We start from the raw sequence: 19056 nt of genomic DNA, 5'->3' as shown, positions 1-19056 counted from the left end.
CAGAGTCGCCCCGGTCAGCGGCACGCCGTTTTTATTTATGCGCGGGCTAAGAGCACGACGTTATGACGGCAGGCGGTTGGTGCAAAAATTCACGTAGGGCGTCGAGGGGCATGGGGCGGGCAAAGTAGTGGCCCTGGAAATAGTCACAGCCGCGCTGCTGAAGGTAATTAAACTGCTCGGCTTCTTCTACGCCCTCGACCAGCACCTCCAGCCCCATTTTGCCTGCCATGGCGACCACGCCGTCGATAATGGCAGCATCGCGGCGGTCGGAGATTACGTCGCGCACAAAGGAGCGGTCAATCTTGATGCGATTAATCGGCAGGCGCTTTAAGTAGCTCAAACTAGAAAAGCCGGTGCCAAAGTCGTCTAGTGCAATCAGAACTCCCAGCGCACGCAAACTCTTTAACGCCTGGATTGCTTGCTCGGCGCTGTCCATCAGAACACTCTCGGTCAGTTCCAGCTCTAACAGCGAGGACGTTAGGTCACTGCTCGTCAGCACCTGCTCAATTGAGGCTAAAAAACCAGGGCGTTGAAACTGCATAGGCGAGATATTGACCGCCATGGTGATTTCACCCAATCCCAGTCCATTGAGCTGCTGAGCATCGCGACAGGCGGTGGCCAACACCCACTCGCTGATGGGAATGATCTGGCCAGTATCCTCGGCAAGGCTGATAAAATCAGACGGCGGAATATTACCACGCTCAGGATGCTGCCAGCGGATCAACGCTTCGACCCCCACCACGCGACCACTCGGCGCGTGGATTTGCGGCTGGTAATGGAGCTCAAACTGCTGCTGCTCAATGGCTTGCTGTAGCGCACTGCGCAAGCTGACCCGCTCGCTGACCTTGCGATTCAAGTCTTCGGTATACCAGTGATAGGTATTGCGCCCCCTCCGCTTGGCCTTGTACATCGCCAAATCCGCTTGCTGGATAAGCTGGCGAGGGTTTTTCATGCTGCCATCGTTGATGGCAATGCCGATACTGGCAGTGATACGCAGCTCGCTGCCACGATACCAGTAAGGTGGCGAAAGCCCCTGGAGAACCCGCTCGACTACCTGTATTACATCATCTTGGTGGGCCAGGTCTGGCAGTAGCACGACGAATTCGTCGCTGCCAAAACGCGCAACGGTATCCCAGGGACGCAGCTCATTTTCCAGCCGCTTGGCAACCTCGACCAGAATAAAATCGCCCACCTCATGGCCAAGCGTATCGTTGATCGGTTTGAAATCGTCCAAATCAATAAACAGCACGGCTATGTAGCGCTGGTAGCGGCGCGCCACCACGCATCCTTGCTCTAAACGCTGACCTAGCAGCAGGCGATTGGGCAGCCCCGTCAGGGCGTCATGGTGGGCGTTATGGGCGAGCTGGGCCTGATATTCGCGCTGTTCAGAGATATCGTTCTGGACGCCAATAAAGTGGGTCACGTGGCCGCTCTCATCGAGAACAGGTGAAATATACAGGTCGTTCCAAAAAACCGTGCCATCACGCCGATAATTGCGGATGACCACGTGCACTTCGCGCTGTTCGGCAACCCCCACCTTTAGCTGTTTGATGGTCGCGGGATCGGTCTCTTCACCCTGCAGAAAACGACAGTTACGTCCCAGTGCCTGGCTACGCGAATAGCCGGTAATGCGTTCAAAGGCGGCGTTGACATACACAATAGGCCAGTCAGCACGCTGCGCATCGACAATGATGACGCCATTGGTGCTTGACTCAACGCTACGCTCCAGCAGTTTTAGCTGATGCTCGGTCGCTTTGCGCTCGTTAATATCGCGAAAATAGACCGCAAGCCCTTCGGGCGAAGGGTATACGTGCACTTCAAGCCAACTATTGAGCCGGGGATTGAACGCTTCAAAATGTACCGCTATTTGTTCACTCGCGGCGCGCTGATACTCTTTTTCAAAGCGACTACCCACGGCATCAGGAAAGCTTTGCCAAATATTCTGGCCTAGCAACTCGCCTTCACGGCGCCTCAAAATACGCTCAGCCTCACGATTAACGTAGCTAAAACACCAATCGGTATCCAGGGTAAAAAAACTGTCGGTAATGCTATCAAGGGTCATGGTAAGCCGGTGCGCAAGCTGGGTGAGGTTTTCACGCAGTTGCTTTTGATCGGTAATATCCTGCGACGCTCCCTGCACCTGAATGATGCGGCCCTCGTCATCGCGTACCGCTTTACCAATCGCCCGCACCCAAAGATGCTTACCTTGGCGGGTAATCACCTCATACTCACTATCAAAACTTACGCCGTGTTCACAGCAGGCATTGAATGCAGCCAGCAGGCGTTCCCGCGACTCAGGTGCATAGAAAGCGAACGCCTCGTCAACGCTGGGTTGAAACCCAGCGGGCATACCGTGGATATGGCTGAGCTCATCCGACCAAATTGGCTTGCCATCCGCCATGTCGACATACCAACCGCCAATCAGCGCAGTTTCACCGGCAATTTTGAATAGTCGTTGGTTGCGCAGCAACTGCTCATCGGCTGCCTTACGCCGCGTAATCACCCGGGCGATTACGTAAATCACCCCCTCGCCAAATGAAGCAGTCACTTCTAGCCAGTGCTGTTTGCCGGTTACTGAAACGGCGCGCACCTCGAAGGGAGCAACCTTTTCGCCTTGATTCAGTCGCTGTAACGCCCCCTCAATGACGGGATGATCAAGGGGATTCACAACGACGCCACAGGCGCGACCGATTAATTTTTCGGGCGAGTACCCCAGCAGCGTCTCGAAGGCCGGGTTGGCTTGCAGCAGCGTGCCTTCAAAGTCGATACAGCAGAACAGGTCCCGTGAGAGCAGGAAAAACTGGTCAAGCTGGCCGTGGGGTAACACTAAAGACATAAGATTTCCTAGGGAACGAATAAAACACGTTACGTGAGCATAATTAGTTCCGTTATTTTTACTGTGGCGTTCGGTGCTTTATGATGACATTTATCATAGCTTGACTCGCCGTGTCTGCGGTATAGGGAGAATAACGTGCTATCAATCACCAAACTGCGCATTGCCACGCGTAAAAGCCAATTGGCCATGTGGCAGGCTGAGTACGTTCGCGACCGCTTAATGGCGGCCCACGACGGCCTTGAGGTCGAGCTTGTGGCGCTGTCTACCAAGGGCGACAAAATTCTCGATACGCCGCTGTCTAAAATTGGCGGCAAAGGCCTGTTCGTCAAAGAGCTGGAAGACGCCATGCTGGATGGTCGCGCCGATATTGCCGTTCACTCGATGAAGGATGTGCCGATGCACTTTCCTGAAGGGTTGGGCCTTTCGGTCATTTTAGAGGGCGCTGACCCCACCGATGCGTTTGTATCTAACCACTACGCCAGTATGGATGAGCTTCCCGAAGGGGCACGGATTGGCACCGCTAGTCTACGCCGTGGGCTGCAGATGCGTGAAGCCCGCCCCGACCTGCAGATTCTTAATCTGCGCGGCAACGTGCAAACCCGGCTAGGCAAATTAGATGCCGGCGAATTCGACGCCATCATTCTGGCGACCTCAGGCCTTAAGCGTTTAGGCTTGGATGAGCGGATTGCCCAGGCGCTGCCGCCGGAAGTGTGCTTGCCCGCCTGCGGTCAAGGCGCGCTTGGCATTGAGTGCCGCCTGCATGACCCCGAGCTGATTGCCTTGCTAGCCCCACTTGATGACGCCGATACCGCAACGCGGGTGCGCGCCGAACGGGCCATGAACACCCGTTTAGAGGGCGGTTGCCAAGTGCCCATTGCAGGCCACGCGGTGCTGGACACCGCCAATGAAACCCTGTGGCTACGTGGCTTGGTTGGTAACCCTGAAGGCACTGAAGTGCTGCGTGCTGAAGGCAGCGGTTCAATGCACGAACCCGAAGCGCTGGGCATTCGCATTGCCGAAGAACTGCTCGACCAGGGCGCTGGCGATATTCTGGCTGAGGTTTACGGCCGCGCCATATGAGCCAACCGGTACTGATCTGTCGCCCCGGCGAGCGCGGTGAAGCGCTCGCCACTGCGCTTCGCGAACGGGGCGAGAGCGTTGAATCACTCAACGTGATGCAACTCGAAGCCTTGCCAGAGGACTCTGCGATGCGGCAAATCTGGCTGGATATTGATCAGTACCATAAGATAATCGTCATCAGCCCCTTTGCCGCCACTTGTTTAAGCGAGGCGCTGGATCGCTTCTGGCCGCAACTGCCCATTGGCATTGATTACTACAGCGTTGGCAGCGCCACCGCGGCGACGCTTTATGATCAGTTGGGGGTACGCGTGCACGTGCCTTCGCCCAGCGCAGGCGAAGATACCAGCGAAGCGCTGCTTGCGCTTGCCTCGCTACAGCAGTTAAAGCACCAGCGAATTCTATTGGTGGCAGGGGAAGGTGGCCGCCCACTGCTGGCAGATACGCTTGCCGAGCGGGGGGCAACGGTGACCCGTGTTGCCGTCTATCGACGCATGTTTCACCCCCTTACACCCACCCTGCAAGCGCGACTTTCTTCAGCTAATTATCGGGCGTTGATCGTCACCAGCAGCGAACTGCTGGAACATCTGGCAAAATGGTGTAATCAGGCGGCCTTGAACCAACCGCTAATCGTTTCCAGTCGCCGTTTGGCTACACTGGCTGGCATACTAGGTTTTTGTGACCTCAAGGTGGCGTCCGGAGCAACGCCAGCTGCGTTGATAGCGGCGTTGGAGACCTGCGACCCACAGGGTGCCGATGTCGATCAAGGAACTTACTAAGGGCTAGCGACAGATGAGCAAACAAGTAAACGATCAGGATGACGTACAACCGACGTCCGCCGATGCCTCCCAAGGCGTCTCTAAAACGACTGACAAAGCAGCTTCCACGACCGACGCGACTGAGCCCAGCACGCCGAGCTCAACAGCACCCGCTCAAAGCGGTGCTAAAAATAGTCGGTCGCGCCGGCGTGGAAAGGGCTCTTCTGCTGCAAGTTCAACCGCTGCCAGCAGTCCTCCTACGACTCAATCGGCAGATACGCCGTCTAGCAGCTCCAGCACGTCTAAACCTAAAGAGAGTGCAACTAGTGCAGGCTCACCGAGCGCTGCCGCCTCTTCAAGCCCTTCTTCCTCAAGCGGGTCAGGCTCAAGCTCATCCACTTCAAACGCCACCTCGTCCAAGCCGTCCAGCGACAAGTCATCGGCTGGTACACCGCCGCCCACCGGTCACAAAGATAGCGGCAACGGCAAGAGTACCGGTGGTGGCGGCAAAAGTGGCGGCCTCGCAATTGCCCTGGTGATTATCCTGGCGGTTGCCTTGGCGTTCGTCGCTTGGCAAGGTTGGCAACGCCTGGATAGTCAGCAGCAGCGCCTCGACGAACTGGCGCAACAGGCTGAAGGTAGCGCCTCGCAACAGGCGGTCAGCGACCTTGAGTCACGCCTGGATAGCGGCGAAGCCGAGCGCGATGAGGCCCTGCAAAACACCATGGGCGAACTGCGCGACGAATTTGATAGCTACCGCAGCGACGTCGATGAGACCCTGGGGCAAGTGCTGGATCAGCTCTCTCAAGAGCAGGACACCGACGAACGCGAGTGGCTGCATGCTGAAGCGGCTTACCTGCTGCGTCTGGCCAATCAGCGCCTACAGCTTGAAGGCGACGTAGACGGCGCGGCGGCACTGCTGCGTACTGCCGACGCCCGTCTGGTTGATGCTGATAATCCGGCGTTGACCCCTGTACGCGAAGCGATTGCCAACGAGCTAGCCGCCCTTGACGCCGTACCCCAGATTGACCGCACCGGCCTCTACTTAGCACTCAATGCCCAGCAGGAGCGCATTTCCAGCCTACGTCTTTCCCAAGAAATCGAAGCGCAGGCGGTCACTTCTAGCATCGAAGAGCCGCCCACCGGCACTTTCCAACGCCAGCTGGCACGCTTCGGTGAAGAGCTCAAAGACCTGGTGGTGGTTCGTCATCACGACGAAGCCCTGGAAGCGCTGATCACCCCAGAGCAAGAGTCCTACCTGCGCCAGAGCCTACGCCTGGTACTGGAGCAGACGCAGTTAGCTCTGCTCAACGAAGAGAAAGAGCTTTACGACGCGAGTATCGACAAAGCGCTACAGCTGCTGAACGACTACTACGACACCGCTCGTGAAGAGACACAGAGCGTTATCACGCGCCTTGAAGAGCTTAAGCAAGCAGAGGTAAAACCAGAGCTGCCGGACATCAGCGCTTCACAGCAGGAACTTGCACGCTTTATCGAGAACCGCTACGAGACGCGTGGCCAAAGCGGAGGTGAATCATGAGAAAGCTTGTTCTCCTGATTGTCGCAGGCCTCGCCGTCGGGGCCCTGTTTGGGCACCTGATGATGTCGGTGCCCGGCTACTGGTTGATCCGCGTGGGCGACTCCTCCATTCAAACCTCGTTCTGGTTTGGTCTGGTGCTGCTGTTTGCCGCCTTTATCGTTCTACACTTTGTACTGCGTTTGCTCAGCGGCATTATTCGCCCCATGGGGCGCTTTCGTAGTTGGAACAGCCGCGCCCGCAACCGTCGCGCCATGCAGCGCACCGTGCGCGGCTTAGTGGCGCTAACGGAAGGCCGCTGGAAAAAAGCCGAAAAAACCCTGCTTAACGCCGCCGATGACTCCAGCACACCGCTGGTCAACTACTTATCGGCAGCGCTGGCGGCCCATTACCAGGGCCACCACGTGAAATCCCAGGAGCACCTGAATCAGGCGCAGCTCACCACTGATGGTGCCGATACGGCGGTAGGCCTGATGCAGGCGCAAATGATGATTGAGCGCCAGCAGCCGGAAGAGGCGCTGGCGATTCTTAATCGCCTGGATAAGAAGCTCTCGAATCACCCCCAAGTGCTGAAATTGCTCAAGCAAGTGCATTTAAGCGTCAACGACTGGGAAGGTTTACGGCGCTTGATTCCACGCTTGGCGGCGCAGAAGCTAATCACGCAGCAAGAGCGTGAACAGCTGGAGTTTAAAGCCTACCGCGAGCTCATCGTGTTTGAGGCGCAAAACCCCACTAACATTGAGCGAGTACGCGGTCTTTGGGCCGATATGCCCGACTACCTGCGCGGCAATACCGAGCTGATCGTGCTCTATACCGAGGCGCTGATTCAAGCCAACGAAGAGCCGATCGCCGAACGCCTGCTCAACCATTCGCTGGATAACCATTGGGATGCACGTTTAGTAAAACGCTACGGCCTGCTGAACGTGGACGCGGGTCGCCAACTGGTAAAAGCCGAAAAGTGGTTACAAGAGCGCCCCAACGACCCCGAGCTACTGCTCGCCTGTGGCCGCCTTTCACTGCGTACCGGCAAATGGGATAAAGCGCTGGAGTACTTCGAAGCCAGCCAGCGCCAGCGCCCCAATGGCGAAGTCTGTGCAGAACTTGCCCGTCTCTATGCAAGCCTTGGCGAGCATAACAAGAGCCAGCTCTACTACCGTCACAGCGTCGAAATGCTGGCCAAGTCGCTACCGTCGTTGCCCCAACCCAGCGATGCTAGCGACAGCAAAAAGCCCGATAGTAAGCAAAAAGATAGCAAAACCATTAAGAAAAGCGCCTAGTGGCGCTTCTGGTATTACTTTTCAGGGCGCCTTTATAGGCGCCCTTTTTAGTGGGCTGGCGGCATGTGCGGCGGGGTGATGGCCTCATCCGCCGCTTCAGCCACTGCTGGCGAAGGAAGTGTTGCTGTGCAGTGACCACAGCGGGTGGCTTTGATCGGCACCACCATTAAGCAGTAAGGGCATGGCTGCTCTGCTGGGCTTGCAGGCGCTACCGCCTCTTCGCGTTTTAACCGGTTAATGGTGCGTACCAATAAGAAGACCACAAAGGCAACGATCGTAAAGCTGACCACCGCATTGATAAACAGCCCCACATTTAGCGTTACCGCCCCTGCCGCCTGGGCATCCGCCAGCGTTGCATAGGGGCCCGCCGCACTCCCTGGCCGCAGCACTACAAACAGATTGGAAAAGTCGACCCCGCCTACCAGCAAGCCAATCAGCGGATTCATTACATCCGCCACCAGGCTCTGCACAATCAGCGTAAACGCCCCGCCGATAATAATCCCCACCGCCATATCGACGACGTTGCCTTTTACCGCAAACTCACGGAATTCCTGAAAGAACTTTGCCATTTCCCAATGCCCTAACGTTGCGTTTTAGCCAATACCCAGCGCCACTTCATTCAATTAAGAGCATGGGCGACGGTACGTTAGGCGGCAAGTAAATTTATTCAGGTTGAGGGCTGGCCACCAAGGCTTAAATCCACTCTATAACCCAAGCATCTCACGGGCCTGCTGCCACGTCGCCACAGGGCGCTGGTACTTTTCACACAGTGCGACAGTACGCTCGACCAACGCTGCGTTAGAAGGCGCCAGCGTATTACTGTCCAAGCGCACGTTATCTTCTAACCCAGTGCGGGTATGGCCGCCTGCCGCAATCGACCATTCATTAAGCAGATATTGATTGGCACCAATACCTGCGCCACACCATTGGGCTTCCGGCGCCAGCCGCTTGAGCGTCTCAATATAGAAATCAAAGGTGGGCTTGTCCGCTGGCATGGCGTTCTTAACGCCCATGACGAACTGAACATAAAGCGGAGTTTTAAGCTTGCCCTGCTTGGAAAGTGCCACCGCTTGATGGATATGCGACAAATCGAAGGCCTCGATTTCGGGTTTTATATCGTACTTGAGCATTTCCTCTGCAAGCCACTCCACCAACTGCGGCGGATTCTCGTAAACACGATTGGGGAAGTTATTGGAGCCCACCGAGAGACTAGCCATATCAGGCTTCAGCGGCAGCATGCCACCGCGTGCCTCACCAGCGCCGGAACGCCCACCGGTAGAGAGCTGAATAATCATGCCAGGGCAGTGCTTCTTAAGCCCTTCCATTAGGCGACCAAACTTCTCTGGGTCGGAGGAAGGCGTTTGGTCATCGTTGCGCACATGGCAGTGGGCAATGCTAGCTCCCGCCTCAAACGCAGCCTGAGTGCTTTCCACCTGCTCTTCAACCGTGATGGGCACGGCAGGATTGTTCTCTTTGCGTGGCAGGCTGCCGGTAATGGCGACACAAATAATGCAGGGCTGGGACATGGAAACCTCTTTTTGTTCGCATAACGAATACTAATTTGTAATACGAACAAGATAGGCCAGATATTTACCAGCGTCAAATTCAAATCATCGCGAAAAGGCGAAAAAAAAGCCCAAGTATCCGCTTGGGCAAGGGAGGAAAGGTTGCAACACTTAAGCGCTACTCAAGCGACTCGTAGGGCAGACCCACATAGTTTTCCGCAATGGTCGTCAGCCCCGCTTTTGAGCTGGTTACGTAGTCCAGCTCGGCCAACTGCATGCGGCTGTTGAAATCCTCCTCATCAGAGAAATTGTGCAGCATGGAGGTCATCCACCAGGAGAAGCGCTCCGCCTTCCAGATACGCTTCAAGCACGTTTGCGAATAGCGCTCGATCAAATCCGTGCGGCCTTCTTGGTAAACCTTCACCATTAGCCGATAGAGCGTGTTCACATCGCTGGCGGCCAGGTTAAGCCCTTTGGCACCGGTGGGCGGTACAATATGCGCCGCATCGCCGACCAGGAACAGCCGCCCGTACTGCATTGGTTCGACCACATAGCTGCGCAGCGGTGCAATGCTCTTCTCGATGGAAGGCCCGGTGACAAGCTTGGCGGCCACCTCGTTAGGCAGGCGGCGCTTGAGCTCATCCCAAAAACGCTCATCAGACCAATCTTCTACCTTTTCATCCAAGGGTACTTGAAGGTAGTAACGGCTGCGGGTGGAGGAGCGCATGCTACACAGACTGAAACCACGCTCGTGGCTTGCGTAAATCAACTCATCAGAGACCGGAGGAGTATCCGAGAGCATCCCCAGCCAGCCAAACGGATAAACTTTTTCAAACTCTTTGATGCGGTCTTGAGGAATCGCCTGGCGTGATACGCCGTGGTAACCATCGCAACCGGCGATGTAATCACACTCCAGCCTGACCGTTTCGCCGTTGTGCTCAAAGGTTAGATAGGGGTGGTCACTATCCAGGTCGTGGGGCTGAACGTTTTCTGCCTCGTAGAGCGTTGTCGCGCCAGCGGCGGCACGGGCTTCCATCAGATCCCGCGTCACCTCGGTTTGGCCGTAAACCATGACGTTACTGCCGCCGGTCAGCTCATCCAGTGCGACCCGCACGCGGCGGTTGTCGAAAACAAGCTCAAAACCGTCATGGGGTAAGCCCTCTTCATCCATGCGCTGGTCAACACCCGCTTCGCGCAGCAAATCCACCATGCCTTGTTCAAGCACACCGGCGCGGATACGACTCAATACATACTCACTGCTACGCCGCTCAACAATCACATTATCAATGCCTTGACGATGCAGCAGCTGGCCCAGCAATAGGCCTGAAGGCCCTGCGCCAATAATCGCGACCTGTGTCTTCATAGGGGATGCCTCATCATTGTCATTATCTAAAACTTATGACTTGTATTTTTCAATGAAACACGCCGCATAATAAGGCATGATCTAGATCAATTATTGGACATTTAGCGTTTTATTACCCAACCTTAGTCGTAGAGGAGATATAGGTGATGACAGTCTCGTCGGCAACCTCCGTTCCGGTATTTAAGCTCTATGGCGAGACACAGCACTGGCCCACGCCCGACTTGCTCCACTGTGAGTCCATCCCCGAGCGCAGTCGTCTGCACGACTGGCGTATCCGGCCGCACCGCCATGCCGACCTCGTGCATATTCTGTTTATTTCTCACGGTAGCGTTGAGTTAGAGCTGGAGGGAACAAGCCATCAGCTGCAAAGCGCCAGCGCTATCGTTGTGCCCGCCATGGCGATTCACGGCTTTCTCTTTTCACCGGATGTGGAAGGACACATTATTACTCTGGCCAAACCGCTGGCCGACCACTTACATGCACTAATGGGTGAGAGCAGTACGCTAAAAAAAGCCGACTTCTACTCTCTACCCCAGGCAAATCAGGCTGAACGAATTGCCACGCTGGTGGCTCAGATCGACCAGGAGTACCGCCAACCCGCCCCCGGACGCAACAGCCTGCTCGAAGCGCTTATCCAAGCCTTGGTGGTAGAGCTATCACGTCTTTATGCTTATACAGGCAGCATGGCAAAACGCTATGGCCCCCACCAAAGCGACAAAGGGCGGCAGCATTTAGAACACTATCAAGCGCTGATCGAGACGCACTACCGCGAACAGCCGAGTATTGAGCAGTTAGCCGAGCAGATTGGGGTGAGTAGCGCGCACTTGAATCTGCTCTGCCGACAGCTCGCCGGGCGTAGCGCCCTGCAATTGCTGCATGAACGCTTGCTGCTGGAAGCCAAGCGCCAGCTCACCTATACCAATATGACCATTGGCCAGATCTCCGACAGCTTAGGGTTTTCTGAACCGGCTTACTTCACGCGCTTTTTTAAGCGTAATACCACGTTTCCGCCGCGGGAGTTTCGGGTTCGCCAACACGCTCAGTCATAGGCGGAAACTGTTTTACTGCATAATAGGAAACAACAAAAGCAATCATAGCAGCGATGAGAGATAACCAAAACTGAAGCCTAAAGACATAAGAAAATAGTTGTGAATTAATAAATAATGGAGTGTTATAAACATTAAACGGGATGATTTTTTATACTCCTTTTTTGATGAGCAATTTTCTTATTATTTTAAAAAAAACACACGCCCACATTATTAAAAACAAAAATCCCAAAGATATGAGAGTATAACCATGAACAGCGCCCCTACTTCCCCCAGAAAAATAATCGAAAGGCCCCACTTTTCCTGCCCAAATACCCCAAACACTCCAAAAACCGAATGGGATAGCTATAAACGAGAAAAAAAATAGGTATTTCAGCAGTTTTTTTGTCGATATCCCCACAGCATAATTTTCTTTATCACTTTTCGGAAAAAAACTTCTTAAAATATAAAAGCACATCAAAAAAATGGCCACTAAAAAAATTAAATCCATTAAAGTAACTGGCACCCCATACTCAACCCTTGCAAACTCTAAGAAAAAGCTAATAGCAAGAACAACTACAACCAACATAAAAAACTTTAACAAAACCATAAACATTCTCTTTACTTAACGACTTACATTTTAATACGCGACATAATTACTGCTAATATTAAAATTAATCGAATGCATCATTTTTTTCAAGCCCTCTTCTACTTAAACTTAGAAAGTTACCAATAAGACGATTGCACCTAAATTATTTTCCTCATGTTAAAAATATCACCAATATCAATCTTAACAGTTCCTTTCTTGTTCAGACAAACGCCCTCTAGAACCAACATCCAAAAAATATTGATTTAAAATATAACTTACGACCTCTGTCCAGACTGATGCATTCGTACTGACGCGCGTCCATCAACTCAGCAGCTTTGAGCGATTTAGCGCGCCATAGTGGCCATGCGGCAAAGGCCTGAACCGCTGCCTAGACGGCAGCGCTAGCCGCTCCAACAATCAGCATTGGTAATGTCGACATCTTATCTACTTATAACAGGAAAAAAGTCGAGAGCACCGGAAAGAGAATTAACAGCGCCAGACGTATTAAGTCAGACACCACAAAGGGAGTTACCCCTTTAAAAATCTCCCCCAGCCCGACATGCGGCGCCATCGCTTTAATCACAAACACGTTCATCCCCACCGGCGGGGTCATCAGTCCCAGCTCAACGGTCAGTACGGTCAAAATACCGAACCATACCGGGTCGATACCCATCGCCTGAATAATCGGATAAACCACCGGTACGGTGATTACCAGCATGGCGATGGAGTCCATAAACATTCCCAGCACAAAGTAGAGCGCCAGAATGCACAGCACCACGACAATAGGAGTGAGATCCATGCCGTAAAGCAGGTCAGTGATAGAGAACGAAATGCGCGACACCGAGATAAAATACCCCAGCGTTTCTGCCCCTACCAGCATAAAGAAGACTACCGCAGACAGCGCCAACGTCTCCTGTACGCTGTGCCATAGCTGGGCACCACGCATGCCTTTTACCAGGGCGTAAATCAGGGTGGCGAACGCCCCGACACTTGCCCCCTCTGTGGGTGTAAAGGCTCCAAAATAGATACCTAAAATCATCACCAGAAAAACGCCAAAGAACGGCACTAAGCCGGTCAACGAGAGCAGCTTCTCTTTCCAGGCAGTAGGTTCGCCCGCTACCGCCAGGGAGGGGCGTAGGTACATCACTACCGTAATGGTCAGAGAGTACATTACCAACCCTAGCAAGCCAGGAATCAGCCCCGCCATAAACATATCGCCAACGGACTGTTCGGTAAGAATGGCGTAGATAAGCAGTGCGATACTGGGCGGAATCATAATACCCAGTGTGCCGCCAGCAGCCAGCGCGCCGGTGGCTAAGCCACGGTTATAGCCGTAACGCTCCATCTCTGGTAACGCCACGCGGGTCATGGTGCTCGCCGTCGCCAGCGATGAACCGGAGATCGCGGAGAAAATGCCGCATGAGCCCACCGCGGCAATCGCCAGGCCGCCCTTCCAGCCCCCGCAAATAATACGCGTGGAATCAAATAGCTTACCCGCCATCCCCGAGTGGGCAGCCAGTACGCCCATTAAAATAAACATGGGCACGGCGCTGAAGCTGTAATTGGAAAGCACTTCGACCGGAACGGTTTTTAACTGTGCTACAGCCGCGTCCCAACTGATGATTTGAGCAAATCCCACCACCCCTACAATGAGCATGGTTAAGGCGACCGGTACACGCAGAATCATCAGTACCAATAAAAGCCCTAGCCCCATGGCACCGATTACTTCACTCCCCATGAGTCGCCTCCTCACCCGCCGCATAAATAACGCCTAACAAGGCGTGAATAAAGCTGCGTATTCCCAATAGCAAACTGAGCACCGCTGCCAACTGGTAAATCGGCCCCATGGGCAGTCGCAGATCTTGGGTTATTTCGCCGTGCCGACTGGCCGCTGCGGCCGAATCCAGCAAGCCCACAAATAGAATCAGGCCCAGCGCCGTAAAACCGAGGAAAAAGAGACCCTGTAAACGGTTCTTAATCGATTGCGGCAAGCCGTGAGAGAACGCCTCTACCACCACTTGGCTTTTTTCGACATTCGCCGCCATCGCCGCCAGTAGCGCGAACAGCATCAAATAGCTAACCAATTCCACGCTTCCTGACACGCGCAGAGCAATTGCGCCCTCCGTTACCCGGGAAAGATAGCGAGTGCTGACATCCGCAATGGTAACCGCCAGCAGGCCAATCAAAGCGACCCCGGCCACCAAGCGACAAACAAGGGCCAACCAATGGCTGGCCCGGTAAAAAGTAGACTGCATGACACATTACCCCTATTGGGCGCCACAAGACTCGCTAGCCGCCAACGCCGCCTGATAGACGTCGCGCGCCTGATCCAGACCGCGCTCTTCCAACTGCGTTAGGTAGTTCTCAATGCCCGTTTCCAGCGGCTCCTGCCAGTCAGGATGCTCTAACGGATTGGCAATTTCACGAATGGTATGGCCAGCGTCGGCCGCCTCTTGTTTACCTTCCACATCAAGCCGATCAAACACCGCACCGGCGTTTTCAGCCCATTTCATACCGGAGTTATTATCGATCACCGCCTGCTGTTCAGGGGACAGGCTGTCATAGCTACGCTGATTCATGGTGGCGACAAAGATCAACGTGTAGAACGGTACTTCGGTGTGATAGTTGACGAGTTCGTTGATACGGAAGCCTTTTAGGCCTTCCCAGGGGAAACTCAGGCCATCAATAACGCCGCGCTGCATGGAGGTATAAATATCGGGCGCAGGCATACCCACGGGGCTTGCGCCCATATTTTCCAGCATTTCACCCGCGACCGCAGTGGGACGACGAATGCGCAGCCCTTCGAGATCAGCAGGCGTTTGCACATCGGTGTCGATGGTATGAATACCGCCAGGCCCAGTGGTGAACATAAATAGCGGGCGAGTATCTTCGTATTCGCTATCTAAATGGCCATCATCAAAAAGCGTCTGAAGTACGCAAGCACCTTGCGTTGCCGTGCCCGCGACCCCGGGTAGTTCAACGATCTGTGAGAGCGGGAACCGGCCTGCCGTATACCCCTGCGCAGTGGCGCCAATATCGGCAATACCGTTGGCGGCGGCCTCATAAATGGAATCTGGTTTGGCTAAGGTACCCGCGGGAAACATTTGAATGGTTAAATCGCCATTGGACTCTTCGGCAATAGTGTCGGCCCATGCCTGCAAAACATCCTCATTAACGCCTGAAGGGCCAGGCCAAAAGTGGGCCATGCGTAGGGTGGTCTCTGCCTGAGCCGAGCTAACGGCAAGGCCTGCAATAGCAGCTGCCAACACGCACCGGGATAGGGACATTTTCATAGGAGTCTCCAGGACTTTCTTGGATTATTATAAGTTCGTATAGCGAATACTAGTTCGCTCTAAGTCACCACATTAGTCCACTATCAGGCGTAGAGCTAATCGACATTCGTCTATGTTTAAGCATAGCAACGCGACATTCTAACCCCATGCTTAGAGTCTCCAGTGTTGCAGGCTAGAAGGCATTCTCAAAAAGGTACAATGGCATTAAAAAATTGGACTTTTCCAATATTCACTCGCCACTATGGTCGAATCGGCGACCAATAGGGCAATCAACGACCGCCTGAAGCACCCAGAAAAAAGCCGCCTTCAAATACACCCAGGCGGCTTCAGAGTGAAAAATACGATTACTTTGTCTGCTCGGTATACTTCTCTACCAATCGAGTCGCATCGTCATAAAGCAGTTGACCATCAAAGCCTCGGTTACCCATGTCGTCAATCCACTGAGCCGTGGCCGTCTCAGCTGCTGCCTGCCAGGGTGCCAGTGAATCTTGAGCGATGTAGAACATTTCACCCTCACCCGTCGCTTCAATAGCTTCAATCGCGGCTACTTCCGCTTGATCCATGACCTGGCCGATTCGTTGCGCCTCTTGAAGCCCCGCATTATCGTCGATTACCTGTTTCAGCTCTGGTGAAAGCGCATCGTAACTAGCTTGGTTTAAGGCCAGCACCATCATTGCCGTATATAAACCATGATCGCCCTCGAAAAAGGTGTGGTTCTGGGCAACATCCAGCACACCCAAAGCCGCAGCGCTTTCAAAGGGCAATGTCAGGCCATCGATTACCCCGCGCGAAATTGCTTCTGGAATTTGCGGCATCGGCATACCCACCGCTTGCGCCCCCAGAAGCCCCAGATATCGATTCATGGTTTTCGAAGGGGCACGAATAGCTAGCCCATCCAGCTCATCAGCACTCTCAATCGCCACGTCTCGGGTATGGATTTTACCCGGCGTATGCGCGAATACGGCGATGGGGTAAACATCCTCGAAGGCGTCTTGCATATGCGTTGTCGCAAACTCATGGGCTGCCATGCTGGTGGCTTCCCCCGTTGTGGGCAGGAAGGGTTGATCGAATGCCTCGGATTCTGGGAAGCGATTAGGCGTATAGCTGAGCAAGGTCCAGGCAATATCCACCACCCCGTCCTTGGCCTGATCATAGAGCGATGGTGCTGAGCCCCCTAGTTGCATGGCAGGGAATATTTCCACCTTGATAGCCCCCTCGGACTGCTCTTCAATACGCTTAGCCCAAGGTTCCAAATACTCGGTCTGCACAGGCGTGGCCGGGGCAGCAAAATGGTGCAAACGCAGGGTCACCGTGTCCTGGGCGTAGCCACTACTGCTGAGAAGCATGCCAGTTAACAACGTGAGGCTGGCGAGTGTGGGTTTTATTGTCATTGTAGTAACCTCCTTACTTATAGCCTTATTAAAAGAAATAGTGTCAGGCGCTTATCTAAATAGGGTAATGGCGCGGGCCAAGCTGCATGGTCATCCAGCGTAGGTCGGTGAATTCCTCAATCCCGGCCTTACCTCCAAAGCGTCCATAGCCGCTTGATTTAACGCCGCCAAAGGGCATCTGTGGCTCATCGTGCACAGTGGGGGCGTTAATGTGGCAAATACCCGACTCAATGCGCTGTGCAAACTGCATTGCGCGGGCGGTGTCGCGGCTGAAGACGGCGGCCGAAAGACCATATTCGCTATCGTTTGCCACGCGCAGCGCTTCCTCTTCATCCTTAACACGCATCATCGCGACTACCGGGCCAAACGACTCTTCGCCATACAAACGCATCGCCTTAGTAACACCATCCACCACGGTAGGCTGCATAATGACGCCTTCGGCCTTGCCGCCACAGGCTAAGCGAGCGCCATGCTGTTGAGCGTCGTCAAGCAGGGTGTTGAGCTTCTCGCCCGATTCGCGGTTGATCAGCGTACCCAGCGCGTTACCTTCACCACGTGGATCGCCCGCACGCAGCGTTTCCGCCTTGCGGGCCAGTTTTTCGACGAAGGCCTCGGCGACCGCATCGACCACAATCAGTCGCTCGGTGGACATACAGATCTGGCCCTGATTGAAGAAAGCGCCAAAGGCAGCGGCCTCAACGGCAGCATCCAGATCGGCATCTTCAAGCACCACGAACGGCGCCTTTCCGCCCAGTTCCAGCAAGACCGGCTTGAGATGACGCGCCGCTTTCTCGGCAATGATGCGCCCCACCTGGGTAGAGCCGGTGAAGTTGATACGCCGTACGGCTTGATGCTCGATTAGCGCCTCGACGACCTCGGCGGCCTGTGGCGGCGCATTGGTCACCACGTTAACGATGCCATCGCCCAGGCCAGCCTCGATCAGCACCTCCCCGATCAGATGATGCGTCGCGGGGCACTGTTCCGAGGCCTTAAGAATCACTGTGTTGCCACACGCCAGCGGCGTGGCGATTGCACGGGTACCCAGAATTATCGGCGCGTTCCAGGGGGCGATCCCTACCACCACGCCGCAGGGTACCCGCACGCCCATCGCTAAACTGCCGGGCACGTTAGAGGGTATAACCTCGCCGCCTACCTGCGTGGTCAGCGACGCCGCCTCGCGCAGAATGCTGGCAGCGACCATGACGTTAAAGCCTGCCCAGCCTGGCGTAGCGCCGGTTTCATCTACCATGCGTTCGATAAAGTCGGCTTGCCGCGCCTCCATAATCTCTGCCGCCTTGAGCAGCTTGGCGCGCTTTTCGCCGGGGCCCGTCGCTGACCAGGCAGGAAATGCCTGTGCAGCCGCCTCAACCGCCCGAACCGCATCGCCAGCGGATGCCGCCGCGGCCTGGGTGACAACATCACCGGTGAGAGGGTTAGTTCGAGTAAAGGTCGCGCCTTGGTGAGCAGCACACTGCTCACTACCAATTAAAAGATTAAGATCCATGATCTGACTCTCCTCAAAAGGGTGGTCGAATATTGGTATAAAGCCCTTACCGCTGGTAGCTCTCCAACCCCGGCTTGATGCTCTTTTCATCGAGGAACTGTTTAAGCCCTTGGGCGCGACCCTGCTCAGGATCAAGCTGCTGCGCCTGATCGAGCTTGGCGTAGAGGTACTCTTCGTTCTGCTCCCAGGTCAGTTCGCGGCACATTTTGAAGCCGATCTTGGCAGCACGCAGCACAACGGGGTTCTTGTCACGCAGCGTAGCGGCCAACTCGCGGGTGGCTTCGCGTAGCTCGGTCAGCGGTACACTTTTATTAACCAGCCCCATTTTGGCTGCCTGGGGGCCGGTAAATGTTTCCCCGGTCATGATGTAGTAGAGCGCTTCCCGGTGGCCCACGGTATCGGCCATGGCTTTACTCACCAGGTTGCCGGGAGGGATACCCCAGTTGATTTCGGAGAGACCGAAAACCGACTCATCGGCGGCAATCGCCAAATCACAGGCCACCAGCGGCGAGAAAGCCCCGCCAAAGCACCAGCCATTAACCATGGCGATGGTGGGCTTGGCGTAGTGGCGCAGTAGCTTCCACTGCCAGGTAGAGGCGTCGCGGCGCACCTTGACCTGCACAATCTCGGGGCTGGCATCGATCTCGCGGAAGTACTCTTTGAGATCCATACCGGCCGAAAAGGATTCGCCTTCGCCGGTCAACACTAGTACATGAGCCTCTTGATCCAGCTCAATAGTCTCCAGCACATCGATCATTTCACGGTTAAGCGTTGGGCTCATGGCGTTGCGCTTTTCAGGGCGATTCAACGTCACCCAGGCAATACCCTCTTCGACGTTAACTTTTACGGTTTGCCAGCGATCTTGGTAGTTACTCATCTCTTGCTCCTTGGGTTTTATCAA

Annotated in this window: 18 protein-coding genes; 5 read left to right on the top strand and 13 right to left on the bottom strand. The window is 54.7% G+C overall.

What is annotated here, in order from left to right; translation table 11 throughout:
• Positions 1 to 46: 46 nt before the first annotated feature.
• Positions 47 to 2836 carry a sensor domain-containing protein gene (locus ACT3UM_RS06325; protein ID WP_498897109.1) on the bottom strand — a complete coding sequence of 930 codons (2790 nt, stop codon included), beginning with the start codon at positions 2834 to 2836 and terminating at the stop codon, positions 47 to 49.
• Positions 2837 to 2971: 135 nt separating this feature from the next.
• Here ACT3UM_RS06325 and hemC point away from each other — a divergent pair, with 135 nt between their 5' ends.
• The gene (hemC, locus tag ACT3UM_RS06320) at positions 2972 to 3916 is read left to right on the top strand and encodes a hydroxymethylbilane synthase (protein ID WP_498897107.1); all 945 of its coding nucleotides are present in this window, start codon (positions 2972 to 2974) and stop codon (positions 3914 to 3916) included.
• Complete coding sequence (locus ACT3UM_RS06315; protein ID WP_498897105.1) at positions 3913 to 4692, top strand: uroporphyrinogen-III synthase; 780 nt, start codon at positions 3913 to 3915, stop codon at positions 4690 to 4692. Before hemC ends, ACT3UM_RS06315 begins: the two co-directional genes overlap by 4 nt.
• Positions 4693 to 4935: 243 nt before the next feature.
• On the opposite strand, the gene ACT3UM_RS06310 is transcribed toward ACT3UM_RS06315, so the two are convergent.
• Positions 4936 to 5106: a hypothetical protein gene (locus ACT3UM_RS06310; RefSeq protein ID WP_498897103.1), complete on the bottom strand. Its 171-nt coding sequence runs from the start codon at positions 5104 to 5106 to the stop codon at positions 4936 to 4938.
• Position 5107: 1 nt separating this feature from the next.
• Positions 5108 to 5248, bottom strand: a complete 141-nt coding sequence (locus ACT3UM_RS06305; protein WP_498897101.1) for a hypothetical protein — start codon at positions 5246 to 5248, stop codon at positions 5108 to 5110.
• On the opposite strand from ACT3UM_RS06305, the gene ACT3UM_RS06300 reads away from it, so the two are divergent.
• Both ACT3UM_RS06300 and ACT3UM_RS06295 read left to right on the top strand, forming a co-directional pair.
• Entirely contained in the window at positions 5228 to 6211 is a 984-nt protein-coding gene (locus ACT3UM_RS06300) for a uroporphyrinogen-III C-methyltransferase (protein ID WP_498897099.1), read from the top strand. The genes ACT3UM_RS06305 and ACT3UM_RS06300 overlap by 21 nt on opposite strands.
• Positions 6208 to 7485, top strand: a complete 1278-nt coding sequence (locus ACT3UM_RS06295; protein WP_498897097.1) for a heme biosynthesis HemY N-terminal domain-containing protein — start codon at positions 6208 to 6210, stop codon at positions 7483 to 7485. Before ACT3UM_RS06300 ends, ACT3UM_RS06295 begins: the two co-directional genes overlap by 4 nt.
• 47 nt (positions 7486 to 7532) lie before the next feature.
• On the opposite strand, the gene mscL is transcribed toward ACT3UM_RS06295, so the two are convergent.
• From mscL to pobA, 3 genes are all read right to left on the bottom strand, one after another.
• Positions 7533 to 8054 (bottom strand): large-conductance mechanosensitive channel protein MscL, encoded by a 522-nt coding sequence (mscL, locus tag ACT3UM_RS06290; protein WP_498897095.1) that lies wholly within the window; start codon positions 8052 to 8054, stop codon positions 7533 to 7535.
• 135 nt (positions 8055 to 8189) lie between these two features.
• The gene (locus ACT3UM_RS06285; RefSeq protein ID WP_498897093.1) at positions 8190 to 9011 is read right to left on the bottom strand and encodes a 3-oxoadipate:acetyl-CoA acetyltransferase; all 822 of its coding nucleotides are present in this window, start codon (positions 9009 to 9011) and stop codon (positions 8190 to 8192) included.
• Positions 9012 to 9168: 157 nt separating this feature from the next.
• Positions 9169 to 10353, bottom strand: a complete 1185-nt coding sequence (gene pobA / locus ACT3UM_RS06280) for a 4-hydroxybenzoate 3-monooxygenase (protein ID WP_498897091.1) — start codon at positions 10351 to 10353, stop codon at positions 9169 to 9171.
• 146 nt (positions 10354 to 10499) lie between these two features.
• Here pobA and ACT3UM_RS06275 point away from each other — a divergent pair, with 146 nt between their 5' ends.
• Positions 10500 to 11402 (top strand): helix-turn-helix domain-containing protein, encoded by a 903-nt coding sequence (locus ACT3UM_RS06275; RefSeq protein WP_498897089.1) that lies wholly within the window; start codon positions 10500 to 10502, stop codon positions 11400 to 11402.
• Positions 11403 to 11550: 148 nt separating this feature from the next.
• On the opposite strand, the gene ACT3UM_RS06270 is transcribed toward ACT3UM_RS06275, so the two are convergent.
• The 7 genes from ACT3UM_RS06270 to ACT3UM_RS06240 all read right to left on the bottom strand — a co-directional run bounded on the left by ACT3UM_RS06270 (position 11551) and on the right by ACT3UM_RS06240 (position 19032).
• Positions 11551 to 11988: a hypothetical protein gene (locus tag ACT3UM_RS06270; RefSeq protein WP_498897087.1), complete on the bottom strand. Its 438-nt coding sequence runs from the start codon at positions 11986 to 11988 to the stop codon at positions 11551 to 11553.
• A gap of 427 nt (positions 11989 to 12415) precedes the next feature.
• The gene (locus ACT3UM_RS06265; protein WP_035582129.1) at positions 12416 to 13705 is read right to left on the bottom strand and encodes a TRAP transporter large permease; all 1290 of its coding nucleotides are present in this window, start codon (positions 13703 to 13705) and stop codon (positions 12416 to 12418) included.
• Entirely contained in the window at positions 13695 to 14222 is a 528-nt protein-coding gene (locus tag ACT3UM_RS06260) for a TRAP transporter small permease (RefSeq protein WP_035582130.1), read from the bottom strand. Before ACT3UM_RS06260 ends, ACT3UM_RS06265 begins: the two co-directional genes overlap by 11 nt.
• Before the next feature lie 12 nt (positions 14223 to 14234).
• Positions 14235 to 15260: a TRAP transporter substrate-binding protein gene (locus ACT3UM_RS06255; protein WP_035582132.1), complete on the bottom strand. Its 1026-nt coding sequence runs from the start codon at positions 15258 to 15260 to the stop codon at positions 14235 to 14237.
• Positions 15261 to 15604: 344 nt separating this feature from the next.
• A complete protein-coding gene (locus ACT3UM_RS06250; RefSeq protein WP_498897084.1) occupies positions 15605 to 16651 on the bottom strand; it encodes a TRAP transporter substrate-binding protein in 1047 nt (348 codons plus the stop codon).
• A 55-nt stretch (positions 16652 to 16706) separates the two neighbouring features.
• The gene (locus ACT3UM_RS06245) at positions 16707 to 18155 is read right to left on the bottom strand and encodes an aldehyde dehydrogenase (RefSeq protein WP_498897082.1); all 1449 of its coding nucleotides are present in this window, start codon (positions 18153 to 18155) and stop codon (positions 16707 to 16709) included.
• A gap of 46 nt (positions 18156 to 18201) precedes the next feature.
• Positions 18202 to 19032 (bottom strand): p-hydroxycinnamoyl CoA hydratase/lyase, encoded by an 831-nt coding sequence (locus ACT3UM_RS06240; RefSeq protein ID WP_089691324.1) that lies wholly within the window; start codon positions 19030 to 19032, stop codon positions 18202 to 18204.
• Positions 19033 to 19056 lie beyond the last annotated feature (24 nt).

This window comes from Halomonas sp. AOP13-D3-9 (assembly GCF_052379125.1).
GTDB lineage: Bacteria > Pseudomonadota > Gammaproteobacteria > Pseudomonadales > Halomonadaceae > Vreelandella.
Note: the sequence above shows the minus strand (reverse complement) of the source record. Positions and strands in the feature narration are given on the sequence as shown.

Excerpts from the sequence above, each read along its gene's own strand:
- ACT3UM_RS06325 (WP_498897109.1), bottom strand. The coding sequence starts at position 2,836 with ATGTCTTTAGTGTTACCCCACGGCCAGCTTGACCAGTTTTTCCTGCTC.
- ACT3UM_RS06315 (WP_498897105.1), top strand. The coding sequence starts at position 3,913 with ATGAGCCAACCGGTACTGATCTGTCGCCCCGGCGAGCGCGGTGAAGCG.
- ACT3UM_RS06295 (WP_498897097.1), top strand. The coding sequence starts at position 6,208 with ATGAGAAAGCTTGTTCTCCTGATTGTCGCAGGCCTCGCCGTCGGGGCC.
- mscL (WP_498897095.1), bottom strand. The coding sequence starts at position 8,054 with ATGGCAAAGTTCTTTCAGGAATTCCGTGAGTTTGCGGTAAAAGGCAAC.
- ACT3UM_RS06285 (WP_498897093.1), bottom strand. The coding sequence starts at position 9,011 with ATGTCCCAGCCCTGCATTATTTGTGTCGCCATTACCGGCAGCCTGCCA.
- pobA (WP_498897091.1), bottom strand. The coding sequence starts at position 10,353 with ATGAAGACACAGGTCGCGATTATTGGCGCAGGGCCTTCAGGCCTATTG.
- ACT3UM_RS06275 (WP_498897089.1), top strand. The coding sequence starts at position 10,500 with ATGACAGTCTCGTCGGCAACCTCCGTTCCGGTATTTAAGCTCTATGGC.
- ACT3UM_RS06270 (WP_498897087.1), bottom strand. The coding sequence starts at position 11,988 with ATGGTTTTGTTAAAGTTTTTTATGTTGGTTGTAGTTGTTCTTGCTATT.
- ACT3UM_RS06265 (WP_035582129.1), bottom strand. The coding sequence starts at position 13,705 with ATGGGGAGTGAAGTAATCGGTGCCATGGGGCTAGGGCTTTTATTGGTA.
- ACT3UM_RS06260 (WP_035582130.1), bottom strand. The coding sequence starts at position 14,222 with ATGCAGTCTACTTTTTACCGGGCCAGCCATTGGTTGGCCCTTGTTTGT.
- ACT3UM_RS06255 (WP_035582132.1), bottom strand. The coding sequence starts at position 15,260 with ATGAAAATGTCCCTATCCCGGTGCGTGTTGGCAGCTGCTATTGCAGGC.
- ACT3UM_RS06250 (WP_498897084.1), bottom strand. The coding sequence starts at position 16,651 with ATGACAATAAAACCCACACTCGCCAGCCTCACGTTGTTAACTGGCATG.
- ACT3UM_RS06245 (WP_498897082.1), bottom strand. The coding sequence starts at position 18,155 with ATGGATCTTAATCTTTTAATTGGTAGTGAGCAGTGTGCTGCTCACCAA.
- ACT3UM_RS06240 (WP_089691324.1), bottom strand. The coding sequence starts at position 19,032 with ATGAGTAACTACCAAGATCGCTGGCAAACCGTAAAAGTTAACGTCGAA.